Consider the following 20,179-nt stretch of genomic DNA (forward strand, 5'->3'; position numbering starts at 1 on the left):
AATTTGTAAGGTGTAAAAAGCGGTTTCAGAATATCCTGAAACCGTATTTTTGCTTGCTATTTATTACGAATGGAATTAAAAAACATCAGTGATGGTTTATTGCCTGAACTCCTCAGGTTAAATTTTGGCGAAACACTTTTTACTGAACTTGAGAAGAACAGGACGGTAACTGTGAAAGGATATGCCGGTTCTGCACCCTCTGTGTTGGCTGCCGAATATTTTATCGTACATAAGAAAACAGTTCTTTTCCTTGTTAATGACAAAGAGGAGGGGTTATATATCACCGCCGAGATGGAAGAACTGGTGGGACAGGAGAATGTGCTTTACTTCCCGCCGTCGTATCTTGAGCCCTATCAGGTGGAGAAAGTCCAGAACGCAAACCTCGTACTGCGAACTGAAGTTCTGAATGCACTTAACTCGGCGTCCAAAGCGCGTGTAATTGTAGCACCTTTTGCTGCTTTGAGTGAGAAAGTACTTCAACAGGATGATTTTAAAGCTATTACCCATACTGTAAAGGTGGGAGATCTTCTGGATTTTGAATTTTTACTGGAACTGCTTACCCAGTACGATTTCCATCAGACTGATTTCGTGTCAGAACCCGGAGAATTTTCACTCAGGGGCGGGATCCTTGATGTCTTTTCCTATTCCGGGGAGCAGCCTTACCGTATCACGTTTTTCGGCAGTGAAGTGGAGAGTATCAAAATTTTTGATCTGGAAACCCAGCTTTCCAAGTCTTCGGTCCCTGAATTTCAATTGGTATCCAATATGAATTTCACAGCGTCCGGAACGAAGATTTCCTTTTTCGACCTGCTGCAAACCGATTCAATAGTGATTTCGAAAGATGCGTATCTCGGTATCAAGAGAATCAGGGATTTTTTTGCCAAAGCAGAACAGAATTTTGGTGAGCTGAGTACAACCCTGAAACACCAGCCACCTGCAGAACTTTTCATTTCTGAAACTGTGCTGACCGAAAAAATTTCATCTTTTGCACTGTTGGATTTTACAAAACAACAGTTTTTCACCTCCGGCCTGTTACAAATCAACCAGCAGCCCCAGCCCGTTTTTAATAAAAATTTTGAAATGCTGGCTCATGACCTGAAGGAAAAGAAGGCGCTGGGTTATCAAACCTGGATTTCATTTTCATCGGAAAAGCAGAAGGACAGGCTGGAAAGTATTCTGGAAGAACTCAATCATGACGTTTCCTTCCGCTCCTTCAAAAGTGAACTGCATGAGGGCTTTGTCGATGCTGACTTAAAGATTTCGGTATATACTGACCATCAGATTTTCGACAGGTTCCAGCGCTTCAAAGCGAAAAATAATTTCGCTAAATCAGAACAGCTTACCCTGAAGGATATGATGTCGCTGAAGGTAGGTGATTATATTGCTCACATAGATCACGGCATAGGTAAGTTTATGGGTCTAGTGAAGATTAACAATAACGGAAAAGTTCAGGAATGTTTTAAACTGGTTTACAAGAATCAGGATCTACTTTATGTAAGCATACATTCCCTGGATAAGATTTCCAAATACAACGGTCCCGACGGAAAGGAAATAGTGCTTTCGAAACTGGGTTCTCCGGCCTGGAAATCCCTGAAGCAGAAAACAAAAGCCAAAGTAAAGCAGATCGCCTTTGACCTTATAAAACTCTACGCACAGCGCAAAACGGCAAAAGGCTTCAGTTTCACACCGGATTCCTATCTTCAGAATGAACTGGAAGCGAGCTTTATTTATGAGGACACACCGGATCAGGAGAAGGCCACCAATGATGTAAAGAAAGATATGGAAGCGCAAACCGTTATGGACAGGCTGGTTTGCGGCGATGTAGGTTTCGGGAAGACGGAAGTAGCCATACGTGCAGCCTTCAAAGCCGCTACAGACGGCAAGCAGGTGGCAATGCTGGTACCCACCACTATTCTGGCATTTCAGCATTTCCGGAGTTTCCAGGAAAGGCTGAAGGATTTTCCTGTTGAAATTTCCTATATGAACCGCTTCCGGACCGCCAAACAAAAAGCTGAGACACTTGCTGGATTGAAGGATGGCAAACTCGACATTGTTATCGGCACCCATCAACTCGTTTCGGATAAGGTAAAATTTAAAGACCTGGGACTGCTCATTATTGATGAGGAGCATAAATTCGGCGTTTCGGTTAAGGATAAGCTTAAGACGATGAAGGCCAATGTAGATACACTGACTTTAACCGCAACTCCAATTCCGCGGACGCTTCAGTTTTCCCTGATGGCCGCGCGGGACCTGTCGGTTATCAAGACTCCGCCGCCTAACCGCCAGCCGGTAGAAACCCATATTGTAGGTTTTGATGAAGAACTCATCCGAGATGCTGTATCCTATGAGATTCAGCGTGACGGTCAGGTGTTTTTCATCAACAACAGGATTGAGAATTTGAAGGATATTGCCGGACTCATCCAAAGGCTTGTGCCCGATGCAAAGGTGATTACAGGACACGGCCAGATGGAAGGCAAACAGCTAGAGCAAAATGTTCTGGATTTTATGAACGGTAAATATGATGTGCTGGTGTCCACAACCATTGTGGAAAGTGGGGTAGATGTTCCCAACGCCAACACTATTTTCATCAATGATGCGCAGCGGTTTGGTATGGCAGATCTGCACCAGATGCGGGGGCGTGTTGGGCGAAGTAACCGCAAGGCTTTCTGCTATCTTATAACACCACCCTTCGATATGGTAACTTCTGATGCACGCAAACGACTGGAAGCCATTGAGCAGTTTTCAGATCTGGGCAGCGGCTTCCAGATTGCCATGAAGGATCTTGAAATCCGGGGCGCAGGTGATCTTTTGGGCGCCGAGCAAAGTGGATTCATTAATGAGATGGGTTTCGAAACCTATCAGAAGATTATGCAGGAAGCACTGGAGGAACTGCAGCACAATGAAGAATTTGAAGATCTTTTTGAAAATGAAGAGGACCGCCGTAAGCTTATAAGTACTGCCAAAGAAGTAAATATAGACACTGACCTGGAACTGATGCTGCCGGACAGCTATGTACAGAGCACCGAAGAAAGGCTCAGTCTGTATCAGAGACTGGCAGATGTGAAATCTGCCGCAGATCTGGCTGTATTTGAGAATGAGTTGACCGACCGTTTCGGAGCCTTGCCTCCGGAAGCGCGCAATCTGCTGAAATCCGTTGAGTTGAAATGGCTGGCTGCGGAGGTCGGTTTTGACAAACTGATAGTGAAGAACGGTGTGTTCCTGGGTTACTTTCCGGCAAATCCACAGGATAAATTCTACCAGAGTGATAAATTCCGGCATATCATCACGTACCTAACTCAGAATCCTGCAGAGGCTACTTTAAAGGAAAAAAACACCAGCGACGGTACTCAATTGATGATGCGCAAGGAGAAGGTTAAGAATGTGGATGAGGTAACAGCGGTATTGGAAAGAATTTTAAATTAAATTTTAAACGAAGTACATCCGTATCTTTAAATCAGTTAGATTTGTTTGAAACAAATTTAATATGAAAAGATATTTACACTGCCTTTGCTGCATCTCACTGCTTACTTTAATTCTCTCCTGTGTACCGCCGGATCCGGCAATGGTTTATGGCTGGAACAGCAATACGCCCGTGAGCACGATTACCGGACCCCGAATCCTTCATAAGATAGACAGTGCCAACATTACGCATACCGAGTATTTTTCGACTCCGGGCGGAGTACTGGAGCAGGTGAAATTCTATAAAACCAATAACCAGATCACTGTATCTTACAACCTCAATAACAGCGTGAGCAAAATGTTATTGACTTCAGGGACACATACAATGGATTTGAATTATACTTATAATTCTGCCGGCAAAGTTACCAATGCGATATTAAAAAAGAATGTGATGGGTATAGTTTCGGAAGAAGCCCATTTTTGGTTGACATATAACAGTGCGGGCAAGCTGATAAAACTGGACCGTAAATCGATATTGGCGCCTTACAACGGTACTTTTACTCATTACGGTGTCGTAAACCTGACATGGTCCGGCGACAATGTTGTTAAGGTTGCAGAGAATCATATGGGTATCATTCATCCCGATGGCAGTCTGGAGCCCCTGGACCCAATGGGTAACACGGTTTATAAGTTTGAGGATTACGACAACAAAATAAGTCCGTACAGTACATTACCCAACGAGTTCCGTCTGGGTATGGGCATTATGGTAGGCTCGCTTACCTTCTATCAGTATAGTTACAACAACAATTTGAAAATGCAGATGGAATTTTTCAATTTTCCGCCTGTCATTACTTATGGAAATTATATTTATGATACTCATAATTATCCGGTATCTGATCCCACCGGTGTAGCTAAAATCATCTATAAACCTATTCTTTAATTTGAGTTGCAGGTAAATTTAAACGGCCATTTTGGGCTTTTTAATGTGAGGTTGTAAACTTTAACATCAAATTATTGCCTTATCTTCAGAAAAAAAATTAGTTTTGTATGTTATAAAAGTATAAATTTTTAATATGAAGAGATTATTACAATTTTTCAGTCTGATAATAGGTCTGGCCGTATTTAATTCCTGTGCGGAGTCGGATCCCGCTGCTGTATACGGATTTGAAGACCCTAATGATATTTCGGGACCGAGGATTTTGAGGAAAGCATTTGCTGACAATAGTACGTTGGAGGATTATTCATTAAATAATGGAAAACTTTTCAAAATAGACCGTGTAGCACAGGCAGGCGCAACAGTAGAAAATCAGACGATATATGTATATTATTTAGGAAACAGAATTTCCAAGATGGAGATGATCGGTACAGTTCCCGGTGGAACCACAGGCGGAAAATACGTCCTGATTCCCAATTATGATAATGCAACAGGTAGAATGGTCAGCCTTATGAATGACTTCTATGTTGGAAATACTCATACAAATCATTCCATCAGTATTTTTGAGTATGACGGTGCTGGCAGAGTGACTAAAGCATATAAGAAAACTGCAGCAGTAAATCCTGCGACGCCTAATATCTATGTTTATCCAAATACGGTCACAGACGCAATCACGTACGACGGACCAAACGTAGCAAAAGTGGAGTCCAGCAAAAATGTTCTTGATATTAGCTCAGGAGTAATCTTAAGCACTGTGAAAAATACATATGAGTATGTAAACTACGACTGGAGAAACAATCCTTATCTGGGTATTTCCGATAATTACATAATCAATATTGCCAGTATATTTCCAGATATGTATTCTTATATGTCGGACAATAACCCTGCGAAAATGAAATTCACTTCGGGATCTTTGCCAATGGTGGAAACTGTTTATTCGTATAAATTTGATACGCATAATTACCCTGTATCCAACGGCACAAAATCTTATACCTATCAACCAGCTCCACAGTGATAGAAAATGAACTTGTAGGATCTTTCTAAACTGAAGTTTCACAGGTGCATACAATATTAAATTATGTAATTACAATCAATAAAAATGAAAAATTTATTATATCTATTTGTATCAATGTTTCTAATTCTTTCTGTTCAGTCGTGTAAACGAATTGGCGATGATGACGGGAACCTTCTTAATGATATGGACTATAACCAGGGAGGTATTGGTGAGGACCGTTTCCTGTATCAGGAGGTTACCTCGGCTGATACTATTGCAGGATATCATTACAACGGCAGAAAATTGGTCCGCGTAGAAGGGAACAATACAGTTACCAATATCAGCTATTCAGGAGATCAAATCAATAAGATTGATTTTACCGGAGTTGTAGCTGGAGACAGTATCGTTTATGCACAGCTGTTTAACTACGATCCGAACAACAATACAAAACTTTCCACAATCACGGAAACAAGAACAGTTTATCCAAATATCGCTGCGCAAACTGCACCTCTTGTATTCCAGAAATCCAGAGCGCTGTACTCAATAAAGTTCAACGCAAATTCAAAGCTGGATTCTGTAATTACACGAAGTGGTAATGAGATACCTGCGCAAAATTTTGTCTTCACCTCTTACCAGAAGTCTGCTTATCAGTATGATACGCTTTGGAACGTTACTAAAGTAACAAACAGCTACGGTAATGTAGTTGGAAACGTTCTGGGTGCTGCCCTGCTAACTGAATCCTACGATTTCTCAAATTTCGATGATAAGAGAAGCCCTTACTCGCTTCTGCCTTTTGGTTACCTGCTGCACAAGACCTTTGAGAATTCCTTTAATTCTTACCGTTTTTCTGCAAATAATCCGAAAAGAATAATGTATTCCAGCGACGCGATTCCACTGCCTATACTCTACAATACACTTTACACTTACGATAATATCGGTTATGCGATATCCGGCTGGGGATCAAACTATGAGTACCGGCCTTTCTAAAAAGACAACATGAACTACGGGAAATGCCACTGCATTTCCCTTTTATTTTATATTTCTATGACAACGAAAAATTTAAAACTCGCAGGCATTTCAATTACTGCAGCCTTAGCGGTGGCGTCCTGTGCAGAATCGTCCGGCGATTTAATTGGTTTGGAGAATGCACTGCCTGATTATACGAATGTGAAAGTTCTTAATAAAGTAAATATTGCCGAAGTTGGAGCTGCTGCGTATGATGTTAATTATATGTATAATGCCGGAAAACTTAATTCTGTAAGCACGAGCAATAACTCTGTGTCTTACTCTGTGGAGTACACCGGTACGCAGATTTCCAGGATCGTAAAAACTGACATGCAGGGTGCGCAGCCGCAGATTATTACATCCGTGCTGAGCTACAGTGGAAATGTACTTTCGCAGATTACAGGAACAATAACTGATGCAGGTACTGTTTCCGGAACTTTTAGATCTGACCTTATCTATATTGGTGCAAAGCCAACCCAGATTAAAACAACTATTTATTTGCCGGGCTCCACAGTAGAAGCCGGCAAATTGACCTCTGATCTGGAATACACCGGCAACAATCTTTCTAAATGGATCTATACTGCTGAGGTGAGCGCGGGACCTGTTATTGTTTCCCCGATTCAGTTTACTGCAAACTTCAGCAATTACGACGTCAATATGAATCCTTACCGAACGTTGCCACTTTCTTATACTATTGCTACTGCAAATTTCGACATTGACGGTGCAGGACCTACTGGATTTTCTTCAAATAATTATCAAACGGTTACTATACAGACAGGTGGCGCTTCGCAGTCTGAAAACATGACCCATATCTATGATGCAGCAGGTTATCCAACCAAAACCCAGTCAGCATCGGCTATCTGGAACTTTGAGTATCAGAATCTGTAGATTTCCCGGTATTTACTAAAATCTCAACTTCTGTGAAGTTGGGATTTTTTGTACATATAATTTACATTTGCAAACTATAAAAACTGAAGATAGTGAAGTACCTGATTGTAGGCCTTGGAAATAAGGGAGAAGAATATGCCGAAACGCGCCATAATATCGGTTTCAAGGTGGCAGAGAAGATTGCTGAAGCAGTAGAGGCGTCCTTTAAATCTGCGAATTTTGGCTTAATGGCTGAAGGAAAATATAAGGGCAGAAAAGTTTTTATTCTAAAGCCTGACACCTATATGAACCTTTCAGGCAATGCCGTAAAATACTGGCTGCAGAAGGAAAATATTCCGGTTGAAAATCTTATGATCATAACGGACGACCTTTCGCTTCCCTTCGGTACACTTAGGATGAAGATGAAGGGTTCCGATGCAGGCCACAACGGCCTGAAAAGTATTCAGGAAAAACTTCAGACAAGCAACTATCCGAGGTTGCGATTTGGTATTTCTGCTGAATTTTCTGCCGGGAAACAAGTAAATTATGTGCTAGGTAAATGGGAAGAGCAGGAAAAAGAAAAACTCCCCGAACTCATCGGGAAGTTTTCAAATGCCTGTCTTTCTTTTGTATTTGCCGGCATACAGAATACAATGACCGCCTTTAACGGCAAGTAACCGGTTACAGCCAGGTTACAACACCGCTCTCTACGCAGTAATTAGCACCTATGATTTTAATGCTGCCCTCCTTCTCCATAGTTCTCAGCGTTTCACTCTGGGCTCTGATCTGTGCAATGGTACGCTGTATATTGCAGACATTCAGTCGCTCGAGCAGGTCTTCATTAGCCGAGGACCTTTCTTCCCCCTCATATATGACCTCATTTATGCAGTCTTCAAAATTGCTGATGAGGTGATTCAGGTTTTCCATTCCAAGACCTTCCACTTTACGTGCGTCCAGTCCACCCTTCAGAGCGCCGCATTTGCTGTGTCCAAGCACGACTACCAATTTGGATCCTGCCACCTTACAGGCAAATTCCATTGAGCCCAAAATATCACGGTTCACGAAATTTCCGGCGATTCTTATGCTGAATATATCTCCAAGTCCCTGATCAAAGATCAGCTCGGCAGAAGTCCGGCTGTCTATGCAGCTCAGGACTGCCGCAAATGGCCATTGCCCGGCGCGGGTATCATTTACCTGCTCCAGCAGATTGCGGTTAATTTTAAGGTTCTGTACAAAGCGCTGATTCCCCTCCTGTAAGAAGATTAATGCTTTTTCAGGTGTAGTTGTGGTTTGTGTTTCTAGAGTATGTGCTTTCATTATTATTTTATTTTTCTGGGTAATAACTTAATTAAATGGCCCTGCGGTGTGCAATGATGACATGCGAATCCTGATCTTCTGCATATTCCTGATAGGATGTCTTGAAACCGGTTAGTGTAACTTCAATATCTTCTTCTTTAGCGCGGATATTGGCAAACTCCTGAATCATTTCCAGGATGTCTGTGGCTATATACGAAGTTGACCTCGCGTCTATGCAAACTCGGGAGTTTGGCTTCACATTTTTCAGTGTCTTTTTTATAGCCGCTTTGTTCAGGAAAGAAACCTCTTCTGCCAATTTAATGTTTATCTCATCGGCATCGTCAAGCTGTTCGCGGCTCAGATAGTAGGCGCGTTTCATATTGCCCTGCAGAATATAAAATATGGAGATTAATAATCCTATACCTACACCTTTGAGTAAGTCCAGGAAAACTACCGCAATAATAGTTGCAATAAAGGGTATAAACTGATGCTTTCCTTTTTTCCAAAAGTGCATGATAGTAGCCGGTTTGGCCAGTTTATATCCAATCAGGATAAGTACTGCGGCCAGCGTGGACAATGGGATCATATTGAGAATGAACGGTATTGTAAGAACGGAGATAAGCAGTAATGCACCATGGATCATCGTTGATGCTTTGCTCGTTGCACCCGCATTTGCATTTGCGGAACTCCGCACAACTACAGAAGTCATCGGCAGGCCTCCAATTAATGACGAAAGCAGGTTTCCAATACCCTGAGCCCTAAGTTCACGGTTAGTGTCAGTGATCCTTCGGTGCGTATCCAGTCTGTCTGATGCTTCAATGCAGAGCAGCGTTTCGATGGAGGCTACAATGGCAATTGTTGCACCTACTACCCAAACCTGCATATTCAGAAATCCGCTGAATGCCGGAAATACAAGCATTCCACGGAAATCGTCCAAACTTTTTGGGACGGGCAGGGAGACAAGATGTTCCGATCCTATAGCCAGTGCACTACCAGTGACAGTAAACAGGTAATTCAGTATTATGCCGGACGCTACCGCCACCAGGGCTCCAGGGACCATCTTTATTTTTTTAAGCCTCGGAAATTTGTCCCATGCCAAAAGTATGGCAACTGAAGTTAGGGTTACTATAACTGCGCCGGGGTGGATGCCGGCCGCCATGGTGGCCAGTGTATCCAAACTGAAGCCATTCACCGCCATCACACTGTCTGTGAATCCCGTGGCAAAACCAAATGCATTAGGAATTTGGGTGATAATGATAATAATGCCAATACCCGCCAGCATCCCTTCGATCACATTCGTCGGGAAGTAGTTGGAAATACTTCCAGCCCTAACAAAGCCGAGTACCAGCTGTAGAAGACCTGCAATTAAACCGGCACAAAGAAACATTTGAAAGCTGCCCAAACCGGTTATTGCTGTAAGAACTATAGCTGTAAGACCTGCCGCAGGTCCCGATACTGAAATATTTGAATTGCTTAAATATCCTACGACCAAACCGCCAATTATGCCGGCTATAACCCCGGAGAGTGGAGGTGCGCCCGAGGCCAGTGCAATTCCCAGACATAAGGGAAGTGCTACGAGGAAGACAACGAGTCCGGAAGGGAAATTTTCTTTTATCCCTCCATATAATGATTTTGCTTTTTTCATTTATTGGTAAAGTGTTGTGCACCTGCTTATTATAATAAACAGTGCCGATTGAAAATTTAGTAAGATTGCACAGTGGTCCTGTCCCGAATATTAATATATTCTGGTCAGCATCCATGTGGGGGTATACTAAAATTCCGGAGGTGGAGAAAAAATAGAAAGAAATGGGGACAGATGAACGGAATCATCTGCCAGCAGAAATGAACTGGACAGTAAATCTGCGCCAATAAGTTTAAGGAAATCGTGAACGTTTAACGTTGAGGGAATAGTTTTTTCATGCAGCACAAGTGGACCGTGCTGTGTTTCTTCTTCAGAAACCATGACGGTGGACACGGGAATGTCCCATCCCAATGTAGCGGCCATACTGGGTAAGGCCATGAAGTTGAGAAAAATCGCTAAGGTGATTAAACTCCAGATCCGCATCGGTAAAGACTTTTTAATCAAAGAAGTTCTTGTTTTTCTTTCGGCTCATCACCCAGTCTGAGTTGGTGAGGTTATATATTTTCTGAATATCTTTCAAAATACTTTCAAAATCAATTTCCTGGTCAATGATCCTGCCTGTTTTAAGGTCAAACACCCATCCATGCACAATTGGATACTCATCCACAAGATACTGTTCCTGCACGACGGCCATCTTTATTACGTTAATGCACTGTTCCTGCACATTAAGTTCAACCAGTCGGTTATATCTTTCATGCTCGTCAGAAATCTGGTCCAGTTCGGCTTGGTGAAGTCTGTACACATCCCGTATATTCCGCAGCCAAGGGTTCAGTAAGCCTAAATCCTCAGAGGTCATGGCAGCCTTTACGCCACCGCAGCCATAATGACCGCAAACAATGATATGCTTAACCTTAAGGTGTTCCACGGCATACTGTATAACCGCTGTGGAATTCATATCCAGCGTATTTACCAAATTGGCCACATTACGTGTTACGAAAACCTCGCCTGGCTTCATTCCCATCATCTCTTCTGCTGACACGCGGCTGTCCGAACACCCAATATACAGATATTCGGGGTTTTGGGTCTCTGCAAGAATCTTAAAGAAATCCGGATTTTCGGTAATCTTGGCTTCCACCCATTTGCGGTTGTTTTCAAAGATGACGTCGTAGGATTTTCCCATAATAACTGTTACTGCAAAATTATCTCATTACCGTCGGAAATTGCACTTAGCCGATAGATTTTATAAATAATAGGGCAAAAATATAGTTTCAGACGTAGAAAACACAATTTTTAACACCCTTTAACTGGTAAAGAATTCGATTAAAGTAAGGCTTTTAGATATTCGCCATAGCCACTTTTACCATATTTGGCGGCAGCTTCAAGAAGTTGTTCCTCGTTAATGAATCCTTTGGCATAAGCAATTTCCTCAATGCACGAGATTTTAAACCCCTGTCGTTTTTCAAGAACTTTTACAAATTCCGAAGCTTCGTGCAGTGAGTCGAAGGTGCCGGTATCCAGCCATGCGGCGCCGCGTGACATCACGCCCACTTCCAGCTCACCACGCTCCAGATAAATTCTGTTTACATCCGTGATTTCAAGCTCTCCCCGTGCGGAAGGTTTCAGGTTTTTGGCAATTTCAACAACAGAATTATCATAAAAATAAAGGCCCGGGACGGCGTAATTGGATTTTGGATGTTCGGGTTTTTCCTCAATCGAGATGGCTTTCAGTTTGTCATCAAATTCCACAACACCATATCTCTCCGGATCTGAGACCTGATAGGCGAATACGCAGCCGCCTTTTACAGTAGTTTTGCTTTCAAGAAGTTTGGGCAAACCGGCACCGTAAAAAATATTGTCGCCCAGAACCAGTGCTACTGAATCGCCGCCGATAAATTCTTCACCTAAAATAAAGGCCTGCGCCAGTCCGTCCGGTGACGGTTGAACCTTATACTGTATGTTGCAGCCAATGGAGGAGCCATCACCTAAAAGTTTGATGAAACCTTCCTGGTCATGTGGCGTCGTAATAATAAGAATATCCTTAATTCCTGCCAGCAGTAGTGTGGACAGCGGATAATAGATCATCGGCTTGTCATAAACTGGCATGAGCTGCTTGCTTACCGCAATCGTAAGCGGATAAAGTCTGGTACCGGAGCCGCCGGCGAGTATGATTCCTTTCATTTTGGTGTTGTTATTTTGTTAGAAGGTTAGAAGGTTAGGAAGTTTCGGTGTATGGGAAAACGCTATTCCTTCAGGCTTGCTATTAAACGCGCTAACATGTTTTTTATAAAATAAATTCTTTCTACAATTTCTTCATTTTTTTCCATTAAATGCAGACGTTCCGCTATTTCCAGCTGAGTATCCAGTTCGCTAAGAGAACCCAGTGCGATATAAAGAAAACGTTTCAATTCCGCGCTTCCTTTTCTTCCACAGCCTTCGGCAATATTTGAAGGCACGGAAACTGCAGCTCTTTTTAGTTGACTTGTTAGCCCATAAATTTCTTCCTTTGGAAAAACGGCAGTAGCACGATAGATCTCTTCAACAAGAACCATGGATTCCTGCCAAACCTTTAAATCCTTATGTGACCGAACATCCATCTCTTCTACAGGTAATTATAATAACTTTCTAACCGTCTAACCGTCTAACCTCCTAACCTTCTAACCTTCTAACCTCCTAACCCTTAAGAGTACTGTCCATCATAATACTCCTGATAACTGCCCGATGTAACATGCTCCAGCCATTCTTGATTTTCCAGGAACCAGTCTATTGTCTTGCTTAAACCTTCCTCAAATGTTACGGACGGTTTCCAGCCCAGGTCACTGCTTAGTTTGGTGGCGTCAATGGCGTAACGCTTGTCATGCCCGGGTCTGTCCTTCACATAAGTGATGAGTTTTTCTGAATGACCAGCCTCGTTGCCAAGTTTTTCATCCATCTGTTTTATGAGTTCTTTCACAAGGTCAATGTTCTGCCACTCGTTGAACCCGCCGATATTATAAGTCTCGCCGGTCCTGGCTTCGAAGAAAATCTGGTGTATTGCCTTTGCATGGTCTATTACAAATAGCCAGTCCCTTGTGTATTTTCCATCGCCATAAATAGGTAATGGTTTTTCGTTAATGATATTCGATATGCAAAGCGGAATTAGCTTTTCAGGAAAATGGTTCGGACCGTAGTTATTGGAACAGTTCGATACAATAAAAGGCATTCCATATGTATTTCCGTAAGCGCGAACCAGATGGTCCGAAGCTGCTTTGCTTGCTGAGTAAGGAGATTGCGGATCATAAGGGGTGGTTTCCAGGAAAAACCCGGTTTCCCCTAAACTTCCGTAAACCTCGTCCGTAGACACGTGATAGAAAAGGTTGCTACGGCTTTGATCGGGGAAATTGCCGTGGGTATGATCGGGATTAAGCGTCCAGAATTCGCGGCAAAGGTTCAGCAGGTTGGCGGTTCCGTTTACGTTGGTATTTATAAAGGCATTGGGATCCGTTATACTGCGGTCCACATGGCTTTCGGCCGCCAGATGAATCACTGCATCCGGATTATATTTTTCAAAAATCCTTCTAAGTTCATCTACTTTGGTAATGTCGGCCTTTTCGAACACATAATTGGGCTCGTCCTCAATATCTTTAAGGTTTTCAAGATTGCCGGCGTAGGTCAGGGCATCCAGATTGATTATAGTGGATTCGGGGTGGTTCTTTACAAATTCCCTAACTACATGTGACCCAATGAACCCGGCGCCGCCAGTAATGATGATGTTTTTCATGCTTATATTTTTTTTCCTGTGTTTTCTACTGTTCTCCTCCCAATACTTTTGTAAAAGAAACCGTTCTGTTCAAGAGTTTCCACCGCATACATATTCCTGCCGTCGAAAATGGCTTTATTATTAAGGCGGCTGGCCATCAGTTTAAAATTAGGATTCTTGAACTCAGGCCATTCGGTTATGATCAGCAGGCAGTCCGCGCCATCCAGTGCCGAGTACATATCAGCGGCGTACTCAATTTGGTCTCCTAAAAGCCTGCGAACGTTATCCTCTGCTATTGCATCATAGGCTACGATTTCTGCTCCTTTATTAAGCAATGCCCGAATATTGTCCAGCGAAGAGGCTTCACGGATATCATCGGTATTGGCTTTGAATGCGAGGCCCCAAACCGCTATTCTGCGGCCCTGTAGGTTTCCTCCAAAATAATTTTCAATTTCGGGAACGAGTATTGTTTTTTGGTTGATGTTCACCACCTCTGTTGCCTGTAACAGCTGAAAATCAAAATTCTCACCTTTACCGGACCTTATGAGGGCTTTTACATCTTTGGGGAAGCAGCTTCCGCCATAGCCAATGCCCGGAAAGAGAAAACGGTGACCTATCCTGTCGTCAGAACCCATTCCGAGGCGAACTTTGTCTACATCGGCACCCACTTTCTCACAGTAATTGGCAATCTCATTCATGAACGTAATCTTCACTGCCAGGAATGAGTTGGAAGCATATTTGGTGAGTTCAGACGATTTCTCATCCATAAATATAATAGGAATACCGGTATTGGTGAAAGGTTGGTAAATGGCCGACATTATCTCGCGTGCACGGGCTGAACTGCAACCTACCACAACCCTGGATGGATTCATGGAATCTTCCACGGCAAATCCTTCCCTTAAAAATTCGGGATTGGACACTACGTCAAAAGGAATGGTGGTTTTGGACGCGATCACCTGCCTTACATTTTCGGCAGTTCCTACCGGTACGGTAGATTTGTTCACGATCACTTTGTATCCGGTCATCAGCATGCCGATTTTTTCAGCAACTCCCAAAACGTAGGAAAGATCTGCACTGCCGTCCTCGCCGGGAGGTGTGGGCAGGGCCAGGTAAATGACCTCACTTTTGTCTAATGCTTCTTTAAGGTCTGTGGTGAAAAACAGCCGCTGTGCCTGTATGTTTCTTGCGAACATTTCCTCCAGATTGGGTTCATAGATTGGAATCTTTCCATTCTGCATCGCCTCAACCTTCTGTTCGTCTATGTCCACGCAATATACCGAATTTCCCAGCTCGGCCAGTGTTGATCCTGTAACCAGGCCTACATATCCGGTCCCTACAATCGTAATGTTCAAAATTTCTACTTTATAATTCCGCCAAAATTAATGAAAATTTGCCTTTTAAAATTAAATAATAATGTATACCTGATTTCAGTATTTAAAATGAGGTATCTGAATTGATAGTACAGAAAAATACTTAAAGTTGTTCACAGAAGGACGGGAGAGTCAAGAAACTGAGAATCACAACTCTTTTGCATTTTAATAAATTATTCATATATTTGCACAGGAATTGCGGAAAAATGAAAAGGCTTCGAAAGAGAGCCTTTTTTCGTATCAGCAATTGTTCAGTTAATTATGGAGTTTAGAGAAAAGATAGAAAGCCTGATTGGTGAATTTCTGCAGGAACGCGAGGATCTGTTTCTTATTGATCTCAGATTTTCAGCTTCAGATGATATAACGGTCATTCTGGATGGCGATCAGGGCGTAACATTACAGGATTGTTTGGATGCCAGCCGTGCGATTGAATTTAATATGGATCGCGAGGAGCATGATTTTTCGCTTCAGGTGATGAGTGCAGGCCTGAGCGAGCCATTAAAATCGGAAAGGCAGTTCCGAAAAAATCTTGGAAGAGAACTGGATATTCTGCTTACCGATGATACTAAGGTGGAAGGTGAACTTCTTAAGATGGATGAAAAATGTATTACCTTAGTGCTGCGGTACAGAAAGCCCAAAGATGTTGGCAAAGGTAAAGTGGATGTGGTGGAAGAAAAGGAAATTCCATACACAGATATAAAAAAAGCGCTGGTAACAGTAAAATTTTAACAATATGATGACGGACGGTACGGCCGTACTACTCATTATTATCACTATATAGATTATGGACAGTTTAGCGTTAATTGAAGCGTTTGGCGATTTTAAAGACGAGAAAAGCATCAGTAAGATTGACTTGATGGCTATTATTGAAGATTCACTGAAAACGCTGCTAAGAAAAAGATTTGATTCAGACGATCATTTTGATGTCATTGTAAATCCCGATAAAGGTGACTTTCAGATTTTCCTAAATAAAATTATTGTGGAGGACGGTATGTCCGAAGATGATGACCTGGAAATTGAACTGCGGGAAGCAAAGAAGATGGATCCTACTTTTGAGGTAGGCGAGGATTATACAGTAGAAATTCCAATTGCTGAATTAGGCCGCAGGAATATCCTGACTTTGAAGCAAATTTTGGCTACAAAACTACAGGAGCATAATAATGGTCTTCTGTATGAGCAATTCCATGACCGAATTGGTGAGATTGTTGTTGGAGAAGTACACCATATCAGAAAGCAGCATGCTATTTTGCTGGACGATGAGGATAACGAATTCATTCTTCCAAAAGAAAATCAAATTCCTTCAGACTTTTTCAAGAAAGGCGAAAGTATCCGCGCTATTGTGGACAGTGTTGATTTTAAAGGGTCCAAACCACAGATCATTGTGTCCCGGACCTCACCGAAGTTTCTGGAAAAACTTTTGGAGCTGGAAATTCCCGAAATTCAAGACGGTACCATAATGCTTAAGAAAGTGGTAAGGATTCCTGGTGAGAAAGCGAAAATTGCAGTAGATGCCTATGACGACAGGATTGATCCCGTAGGTGCCTGCGTAGGTGTAAAGGGGTCCCGTATCCATGGCGTGGTGCGCGAACTGAAAAATGAAAATATCGATGTAATACAGTGGTCCAAGAATCCTGAGATTATGGTGAAAAGAGCGCTGGGTAATGTTACGATAAATAAAATTGACATCAATGTCGAGCAAGCCTATGCGATGGTTTACACTCCCGTTGAAGAAATTTCCAAAGTTATCGGTAAGCAGGGACAAAACATAAAACTTGCATCCTGGCTTAGTGGTTTTGAAATTGATGTATACCGTGAAACCAGCGATGATGATGATGTTGAGCTGGACGAGTTCAGCGACGAGATCAGCGAATGGATTATCAAGGAGTTTAAAAAAGTAGGCTTAAATACAGCCAGAAGTGTCCTGGATAAGGATACTGAAGCGTTGGTGAACCTTGTGGATCTGGAAGAGGAGCAAATCGATGAGGTGAAGCAGGTGCTGAAGGAGGAGCTTGAAGCTTAACAGACCTTGTAAAATGCTGTACGAAGTACACAGGATAATTAAAATAAAATAGTAAATATTTGCATGCCAAAAATTAGATTAAATAAAGCGTTAAAGGAATTCAATATTTCAATGTCGAGACTTGTGGAGTTTCTGCAGGGGCAAGGCTTTGCGGTAGATGAAAATCCGAACGCTCAACTGGATGAAGCGGCATATGGGGCACTGAAGGCAGAATTCATGAAGGACAGTGAGCAGCGGAAAGCTTCACACGAGGTAGTTATGGCTAAGGTTCCTGAAGAGAAGCTGGTCATTGAAGAAAAAGCACCTGAAGTGATAAAAGCAAGAGCTGCCGTCAGACCCGAAACGAGAATTTTAGGAAAGATTGATCTCAATCCTAAAAAAGCAGAAGTTCCGGCAGAAACGCCGGCACCTGTTCCGGAAGTACCGGTACAGAAGGAGGAACCTAAAGTGGAATCTCCGTCTGTCGTGGAAAAGCAGGAATTTAAGATTCTGGATAAAATAGATTTATCTCAAATCGAGACAGGAAAACCGCGTTCATCCAAAAAGGAGCAGCCAAAACCTGAACCTGCCAAGTCGGCAGCGGAAGTGAAAGAAACTCCAAAAGCAGCTGAAGCGCCTGCACCCGAAGTTCCCGTTGCACAAACGCCAAAACCAGCAGAAACTGCAACACCTGCTATTCCAGCCATTCAGGAATCTGAAAATTTGGGAGATAATAAAATCGAAACCGTATACCAGAAACTTGACGGTCCTAAAATATTGAAGCAAACTGTGGACCTGTCCCAGTTTAATAAGCCTAAATCTCAGGGAGCGAACAGCGCCGCTGCGAAAAAGAAGAGGAAACGTATCGAGAAACCAAATCCAACTGGTGGTACAGCGCAGTCCGGTACTGCCGGCTCCGGTGGTCAGGGTAACAGACCTGGTGGTCAGGGTAACCGTCCCGCAGGCAACCGACCTCCACAGCAGGGAGGCAACAAGCCTGGCGGTTCCAGACGTGGGGCAGACCGTGTGATGCCGGTAGAACTTACCGATGAGCAGGTTAAAAATCAAATACGAGAGACTCTGGAGAAACTGACCAACAAAGGGGGTAAATCCAAAGGTTCAAAATACAGAAAAGAAAAGCGTACCTACAGAAGAGAGCAGGACGAACTGCAGGAACAAATCGATGCTGCAGACCGGACCTTGAAGGTTACAGAATTTATTACAGTGGGCGAACTGGCCAGCTTAATGAATGTGAGTCCTACTGAAGTGATCTCAGCCTGCTTCTCCCTCGGAGTTATGGTTACCATGAACCAGCGTCTGGAAGCAGATACGCTGCTTCTTGTAGCAGATGAGTTTGGTTATAAGATCGAATTTTCCGACGCAGATATTGAAGAGTCTGCTGCAGATGAAGAAATCGATGCTGAAGAGGATCTGGTAGCCCGCGCACCAATTGTGACCGTAATGGGTCACGTAGACCACGGTAAGACATCGCTTCTGGATTACGTAAGAAAAACCAATGTAATCGCTGGTGAATCCGGTGGTATTACTCAGCACATCGGTGCCTACAATGTTCAACTCGAAAACGGACAGAAAATTACATTCCTGGATACTCCTGGTCACGAAGCGTTTACCGCGATGAGAGCCAGAGGAGCACAGGTTACCGATATTGCAATTATCGTGATTGCAGCGGATGATGATGTAATGCCACAGACGAAAGAAGCAATTTCTCACTCGCAGGCTGCCGGTGTACCTATGATTATCGCCCTGAACAAGGTTGATAAGCCAAGCTCTAATCCGGATAATGTTCGCCAGCAACTTTCCGGTATGAATATCCTCGTAGAAGAGTGGGGTGGTAATGTACAGTCTCAGGAAGTTTCTGCTAAATTCGGTAATAACATGGATGCACTGTTGGAGAAAGTTCTTCTGCAGGCAGAAATTCTGGAACTTAAAGCCAATCCTAATAAAAATGCACAGGGAGTTGTTATTGAAGCGTCCCTGGATAAAGGTCGCGGTTATGTAGCAACCATTCTTGTACAAAGTGGAACACTTAAGGTGGGAGATTACGTTCTTGCCGGTAAAAACCACGGTAAGGTAAAAGCGATGCTTGATGAAAGAGGAAAGCCAATGGAAACTGCAGGACCTTCAATGCCTGTAACTATCCTTGGTCTTGACGGAGCACCTGGAGCCGGAGATAAGTTCAGGGTATTTGATGATGAAGGTGAGGCGAAAACTATTGCTACCAAGCGTGAGCAGCTTCAGCGTGAACTTTCTATCCGTACCAAAAAGCATACAACACTTGAAGAACTCGGCAGACGTATTGCTCTGGGTGAATTCAAGGAACTTAATATTATTCTGAAAGGAGACGTGGATGGTTCTGTGGAAGCGCTTTCAGATCAGCTGCAGCGTCTTTCAACTGAGGAAATCAGTATTAATATACTTCATCAGGGCGTTGGACCTATAACGGAATCCGATGTAAACCTTGCTACGGCATCAGATGCGATTATCATAGGATTTAATGTTCGTGCAGGAGCAAATGCCAAAGAGCTTGCAGATAAGGAGGAAATTGAAATCCGTACTTACTCTGTTATCTACGCCGCAATCGAAGAAGTTAAAGAGGCCATGGAAGGTATGCTTTCGCCGGAAATTAAAGAGCAGGTCATTGGTAATGTAGAGATCCGCGAGGTATTTAAGATCTCCAAGGTTGGCAGCATTGCCGGTTGTATGGTTCTTAGCGGTAAAGTAGGAAGGAATTCCAAGATACGCTTACTGCGCGACGGAATTGTTAAGTTCGACGGCGAGCTTGAAAGTTTGAAGCGTTTTAAAGATGATGTGAAAGAAGTAACCAAAGGTTACGAATGCGGACTGAATCTAAAAGGTTATAACGATATAGAGGTGGGAGATATTCTTGAGGTTTACGAGGAAGTTGCCGTGAAAAAGAAGCTAAAATAAATTAAACTATTACAAAACAAGAGAAACTACAGCGATGTAGTTTTTTTT

Annotated in this window: 17 protein-coding genes; 9 read left to right on the forward strand and 8 right to left on the reverse strand. The window is 42.9% G+C overall.

What is annotated here, in order from left to right; genetic code table 11:
- Nucleotides 1-69 precede the first annotated feature (69 nt).
- From mfd to pth, 6 genes are all read left to right on the forward strand, one after another.
- Nucleotides 70-3,423, forward strand: a complete 3,354-nt coding sequence (mfd, locus tag H1R16_RS08700) for a transcription-repair coupling factor (protein ID WP_181886967.1) — start codon at nt 70-72, stop codon at nt 3,421-3,423.
- A gap of 61 nt (nt 3,424-3,484) precedes the next feature.
- A complete protein-coding gene (locus H1R16_RS08705) occupies nt 3,485-4,339 on the forward strand; it encodes a hypothetical protein (protein ID WP_181886966.1) in 855 nt (284 codons plus the stop codon).
- 133 nt (nt 4,340-4,472) lie between these two features.
- Nucleotides 4,473-5,348: a hypothetical protein gene (locus tag H1R16_RS08710; RefSeq protein WP_181886965.1), complete on the forward strand. Its 876-nt coding sequence runs from the start codon at nt 4,473-4,475 to the stop codon at nt 5,346-5,348.
- An 84-nt stretch (nt 5,349-5,432) separates the two neighbouring features.
- On the forward strand, nt 5,433-6,314 hold the full coding sequence (locus tag H1R16_RS08715; protein WP_181886964.1) for a hypothetical protein: 882 nt from the start codon (nt 5,433-5,435) through the stop codon (nt 6,312-6,314).
- Nucleotides 6,315-6,371: 57 nt separating this feature from the next.
- Entirely contained in the window at nt 6,372-7,220 is an 849-nt protein-coding gene (locus H1R16_RS08720; RefSeq protein ID WP_181886963.1) for a hypothetical protein, read from the forward strand.
- 92 nt (nt 7,221-7,312) lie between these two features.
- The gene (gene pth, locus H1R16_RS08725) at nt 7,313-7,876 is read left to right on the forward strand and encodes an aminoacyl-tRNA hydrolase (protein WP_181886962.1); all 564 of its coding nucleotides are present in this window, start codon (nt 7,313-7,315) and stop codon (nt 7,874-7,876) included.
- Nucleotides 7,877-7,880: 4 nt separating this feature from the next.
- On the opposite strand, the gene H1R16_RS08730 is transcribed toward pth, so the two are convergent.
- From H1R16_RS08730 to H1R16_RS08765, 8 genes are all read right to left on the reverse strand, one after another.
- On the reverse strand, nt 7,881-8,516 hold the full coding sequence (locus H1R16_RS08730; protein ID WP_181886961.1) for a carbonic anhydrase: 636 nt from the start codon (nt 8,514-8,516) through the stop codon (nt 7,881-7,883).
- Between the two features lie 31 nt (nt 8,517-8,547).
- Complete coding sequence (locus tag H1R16_RS08735) at nt 8,548-10,140, reverse strand: SulP family inorganic anion transporter (RefSeq protein WP_181886960.1); 1,593 nt, start codon at nt 10,138-10,140, stop codon at nt 8,548-8,550.
- A 126-nt stretch (nt 10,141-10,266) separates the two neighbouring features.
- Nucleotides 10,267-10,515 (reverse strand): hypothetical protein, encoded by a 249-nt coding sequence (locus H1R16_RS08740; protein ID WP_228451072.1) that lies wholly within the window; start codon nt 10,513-10,515, stop codon nt 10,267-10,269.
- A gap of 58 nt (nt 10,516-10,573) precedes the next feature.
- Nucleotides 10,574-11,257 (reverse strand): carbonic anhydrase, encoded by a 684-nt coding sequence (locus tag H1R16_RS08745; protein WP_181886958.1) that lies wholly within the window; start codon nt 11,255-11,257, stop codon nt 10,574-10,576.
- Nucleotides 11,258-11,397: 140 nt separating this feature from the next.
- Nucleotides 11,398-12,255, reverse strand: a complete 858-nt coding sequence (rfbA, locus tag H1R16_RS08750) for a glucose-1-phosphate thymidylyltransferase RfbA (protein ID WP_181886957.1) — start codon at nt 12,253-12,255, stop codon at nt 11,398-11,400.
- 62 nt (nt 12,256-12,317) lie between these two features.
- Nucleotides 12,318-12,671 carry a four helix bundle protein gene (locus H1R16_RS08755; RefSeq protein WP_181886956.1) on the reverse strand — a complete coding sequence of 118 codons (354 nt, stop codon included), beginning with the start codon at nt 12,669-12,671 and terminating at the stop codon, nt 12,318-12,320.
- Between the two features lie 83 nt (nt 12,672-12,754).
- Nucleotides 12,755-13,834, reverse strand: a complete 1,080-nt coding sequence (rfbB, locus tag H1R16_RS08760; protein ID WP_181886955.1) for a dTDP-glucose 4,6-dehydratase — start codon at nt 13,832-13,834, stop codon at nt 12,755-12,757.
- 2 nt (nt 13,835-13,836) lie between these two features.
- On the reverse strand, nt 13,837-15,165 hold the full coding sequence (locus H1R16_RS08765; RefSeq protein ID WP_181886954.1) for a UDP-glucose dehydrogenase family protein: 1,329 nt from the start codon (nt 15,163-15,165) through the stop codon (nt 13,837-13,839).
- 279 nt (nt 15,166-15,444) lie between these two features.
- Between H1R16_RS08765 and rimP the strand changes: the two genes are divergently transcribed.
- From rimP to infB, 3 genes are all read left to right on the forward strand, one after another.
- The gene (gene rimP / locus H1R16_RS08770; RefSeq protein ID WP_181886953.1) at nt 15,445-15,912 is read left to right on the forward strand and encodes a ribosome assembly cofactor RimP; all 468 of its coding nucleotides are present in this window, start codon (nt 15,445-15,447) and stop codon (nt 15,910-15,912) included.
- Between the two features lie 55 nt (nt 15,913-15,967).
- Nucleotides 15,968-17,203 (forward strand): transcription termination factor NusA, encoded by a 1,236-nt coding sequence (gene nusA, locus H1R16_RS08775; protein ID WP_181886952.1) that lies wholly within the window; start codon nt 15,968-15,970, stop codon nt 17,201-17,203.
- Between the two features lie 63 nt (nt 17,204-17,266).
- Complete coding sequence (gene infB, locus H1R16_RS08780) at nt 17,267-20,131, forward strand: translation initiation factor IF-2 (protein WP_181886951.1); 2,865 nt, start codon at nt 17,267-17,269, stop codon at nt 20,129-20,131.
- The last annotated feature ends 48 nt before the right edge of the window (nt 20,132-20,179 follow it).

Source organism: Marnyiella aurantia (genome assembly GCF_014041915.1).
Classification (GTDB): Bacteria; Bacteroidota; Bacteroidia; order Flavobacteriales; family Weeksellaceae; genus Marnyiella; species Marnyiella aurantia.

Excerpts from the sequence above, each read along its gene's own strand:
- H1R16_RS08745 (WP_181886958.1), bottom strand. The coding sequence starts at position 11,257 with ATGGGAAAATCCTACGACGTCATCTTTGAAAACAACCGCAAATGGGTG.
- H1R16_RS08720 (WP_181886963.1), top strand. The coding sequence starts at position 6,372 with ATGACAACGAAAAATTTAAAACTCGCAGGCATTTCAATTACTGCAGCC.
- H1R16_RS08730 (WP_181886961.1), bottom strand. The coding sequence starts at position 8,516 with ATGAAAGCACATACTCTAGAAACACAAACCACAACTACACCTGAAAAA.
- H1R16_RS08735 (WP_181886960.1), bottom strand. The coding sequence starts at position 10,140 with ATGAAAAAAGCAAAATCATTATATGGAGGGATAAAAGAAAATTTCCCT.
- mfd (WP_181886967.1), top strand. The coding sequence starts at position 70 with ATGGAATTAAAAAACATCAGTGATGGTTTATTGCCTGAACTCCTCAGG.
- H1R16_RS08740 (WP_228451072.1), bottom strand. The coding sequence starts at position 10,515 with ATGGCCTTACCCAGTATGGCCGCTACATTGGGATGGGACATTCCCGTG.
- infB (WP_181886951.1), top strand. The coding sequence starts at position 17,267 with ATGCCAAAAATTAGATTAAATAAAGCGTTAAAGGAATTCAATATTTCA.
- H1R16_RS08705 (WP_181886966.1), top strand. The coding sequence starts at position 3,485 with ATGAAAAGATATTTACACTGCCTTTGCTGCATCTCACTGCTTACTTTA.
- nusA (WP_181886952.1), top strand. The coding sequence starts at position 15,968 with ATGGACAGTTTAGCGTTAATTGAAGCGTTTGGCGATTTTAAAGACGAG.
- H1R16_RS08710 (WP_181886965.1), top strand. The coding sequence starts at position 4,473 with ATGAAGAGATTATTACAATTTTTCAGTCTGATAATAGGTCTGGCCGTA.
- rfbB (WP_181886955.1), bottom strand. The coding sequence starts at position 13,834 with ATGAAAAACATCATCATTACTGGCGGCGCCGGGTTCATTGGGTCACAT.
- rfbA (WP_181886957.1), bottom strand. The coding sequence starts at position 12,255 with ATGAAAGGAATCATACTCGCCGGCGGCTCCGGTACCAGACTTTATCCG.
- H1R16_RS08755 (WP_181886956.1), bottom strand. The coding sequence starts at position 12,671 with ATGGATGTTCGGTCACATAAGGATTTAAAGGTTTGGCAGGAATCCATG.
- rimP (WP_181886953.1), top strand. The coding sequence starts at position 15,445 with ATGGAGTTTAGAGAAAAGATAGAAAGCCTGATTGGTGAATTTCTGCAG.
- H1R16_RS08715 (WP_181886964.1), top strand. The coding sequence starts at position 5,433 with ATGAAAAATTTATTATATCTATTTGTATCAATGTTTCTAATTCTTTCT.